Below are 368 nucleotides of genomic sequence, written 5' to 3' on the forward strand. Positions count from 1 at the left end.
GCGCCAATGCATTGGCGCAATGCTTGGCCATGCGCAGCGCCAGCGTCTCGGCGCCCACGGCAATGCGGTGCGCGGGTTCCGCCGCCAGCGTGCCGCCCATGTCGCGCAGCCCCTTCTTCTTGATCTGGGTCAGGCCCCAGCTGGTGGGCGCGCCCTTGCGATAGGTGTCGTAGATATTGGCGTAGTTCGACCAGTCGTACAGGCCCGTGTCGGTCACCGCGCCGCCCAGCGCATTGCCGTGGCCGCCGATGTACTTGGACAGCGAATTCATCACCAGCGAGGCGCCCACGGTCGACGGCCGGAACATCCACGGCGACGTCAGCGTGTTGTCGACCACGTAGACCAGCCCCTTCTCGCGGCAGATCTCG

1 protein-coding gene is annotated in these 368 nt (G+C 66.8%); it reads right to left on the minus strand.

Annotation, left to right across the window (positions count from 1 at the left end; genetic code table 11):
• The coding region (locus U858_RS0132925; protein ID WP_029954717.1) for a PLP-dependent transferase at window positions 1-368 on the minus strand (368 nt) is incomplete at both ends.

Origin of the sequence: Achromobacter sp. DH1f, assembly GCF_000633435.1 — a bacterium.
Lineage (GTDB): Bacteria > Pseudomonadota > Gammaproteobacteria > Burkholderiales > Burkholderiaceae_B > Achromobacter > Achromobacter deleyi.